We start from the raw sequence: 2,005 nt of genomic DNA on the forward strand, positions 1-2,005 counted from the left end.
GCGGACCCTGGGCCGCAGGGGTGCGGCCTCAGGGTCCGCGGGTCCGCCCCGGGGTGGACCAGGGCGGAGCGGAGGGTGGCGCGGGGGTTGCGCGGGGGTCGTCAGGCGACGACGAACCGCCCGGCCAGCAGGGCCTCGTCGCGCGACGACGGGCCGACGAGCAGGTCGAACGCGCCGGGCTCGACGACGCGCGTGCCGTGCCGGTCGACGATCGTGCAGTCGGCGACGGGCAGCTCCAGGTCGACGACGACGGACTCGCCCGGGGCGAGGTCGACCTGGCGGTACGCCTTGAGCTCCTTGGCGGCCCAGGTCGCGGACGTCACGACGTCGTGCAGGTACACCTGGACGGTCTCGCGCGTCGGCCGGGCGCCGGTGTTGGTCACGGTGACCTGGGCGCGGACGGTGTCGTCCGGGCCGACCGCGGGCGTGAGGACGCGCAGGTCCGCGTAGGACACGGTGGTGTACGACAGACCCTCGCCGAACGCGAACGGCTGCCGCTGGGTGAGGTCGGCGTAGCGGTCGCCGTGCTGGCCGGGGATCTGGTTGTAGTACGTCGGCTGCTGGCCGACGTGCGCGGCGAACGAGATCGGCAGGCGTCCGGACGGCTCGACGAGCCCGAGCAGCACCTCGGCGACGGCCTGCCCGCCGCGCATGCCGGGGTTCGCGGCCCAGACGATCGCGGCGGCGCGGTGCGCGGACGGCGGCAGCACGAGCGGCTTGGACGCGAGGACGACGACGACCATCGGGGTGCCGGTGGCCTCCAGGGCGTCGAGCAGGGCGACCTGCCCGCCGAGCAGGTCGAGCGTCGCGGTGGACCGGCCCTCGCCGACGAGCTCGATGCGGTCGCCGACGACGGCGACGACGTAGTCGGCGCCCTGCGCGGCGGCGACGGCCTCGGCGATCTGCGCGTCGTCGACCGCGGCGGACGCGACCACGGGCGGGCGGGGCTGGCCGTCGGGGAAGAACGCCCCGGCGGGGTCGGGCTCGAGCGTGAGGATCTCCGCGCCGCGGGCGTGCGTGACGGACCAGTCGGCGGGGACGTGCGCGCGCAGGCCGTCGAGGACGGTCGAGATCATGTGCCGCGGGTGGCCGTCGGGCAGCCAGTCGACCTGCCCGGAGCGGCCCGCCCAGTCGCCGAGCGTGGTGTCGGGGTCGTCGGCGTTGGGGCCGACGACGGCGACGGTGCGCGGGGTGCCTTCGCTGCGCGCGCGGCCGCTCGCGTCGGCGTCCAGGCCGCCCGCGAACGGCAGGGTGCCGTCGTTGGTGAGCAGGACGAGCGAGCGGCGCGCGACCTCGACGTTGAGCGCGGTGTGCGCGGGCGGCGCGATGTCGGTGGCCTCACGGGCGGGGTCGGGACGGCGCGGGTCCTCGAAGAGCCCGAGCTCGAACTTGAGCGTGAGCACGCGGGCGACGGCGGCGTCCAGCGCGGACTCGTCGAGGAGGCCCTGGGCGACGGCGTCCTGCGCGCCCTGGAAGAACTGCGGGGTCGTCATGACCATGTCGTTGCCGGCGTTCACGGCGGCGGCGGCGGCGTGCGCGTGGTCGGGCTGGATGTGCTGCTCCCAGACCATGCGCCCGACGTTGTCCCAGTCGGTGATGAGGGTGCCGGTGTAGCCCCACTCGCCGCGCAGCACGTCGGACAGCAGCCACTCGTTGATCGTGATGGGGACGCCGTCGGTCGACTGGTAGCCGAGCATGAACGTGCGGCAGCCCTCGCGGGCGACGCGCTCGAACGGCGGCAGGAACCAGGACCGCAGCTTGCGGTGGCTGATGTCGGACTCGGACGCGTCGCGGCCGCCCTGCGTCTCGGAGTAGCCCGCGAAGTGCTTGGCGGTCGCGAGGATCGCGGTGGGGTCGTCGAGGCCGTCGCCCTGGTAGCCCGCGACCATGGCGGACGCGAGCTCGCCGATGAGGAACGGGTCCTCGCCGAACGTCTCGTTCACGCGGCCCCAGCGCAGGTCGCGCGTGATGCACAGGACGGGCGAGAAGGTCCAGTGGATGCCGG

At 74.9% G+C, this 2,005-nt stretch carries 1 protein-coding gene; it reads right to left on the reverse strand.

The window, feature by feature from the left end; all coding sequences use genetic code 11:
- Window positions 1–101: 101 nt before the first annotated feature.
- The coding region (locus CBZ_RS00685) for a glycoside hydrolase family 3 N-terminal domain-containing protein (protein ID WP_130779705.1) at window positions 102–2,005 on the reverse strand (1,904 nt) is incomplete at its 5' end.

Source organism: Cellulomonas biazotea, assembly GCF_004306155.1.
In the GTDB taxonomy this organism is placed as follows: Bacteria; Actinomycetota; Actinomycetes; order Actinomycetales; family Cellulomonadaceae; genus Cellulomonas; species Cellulomonas biazotea.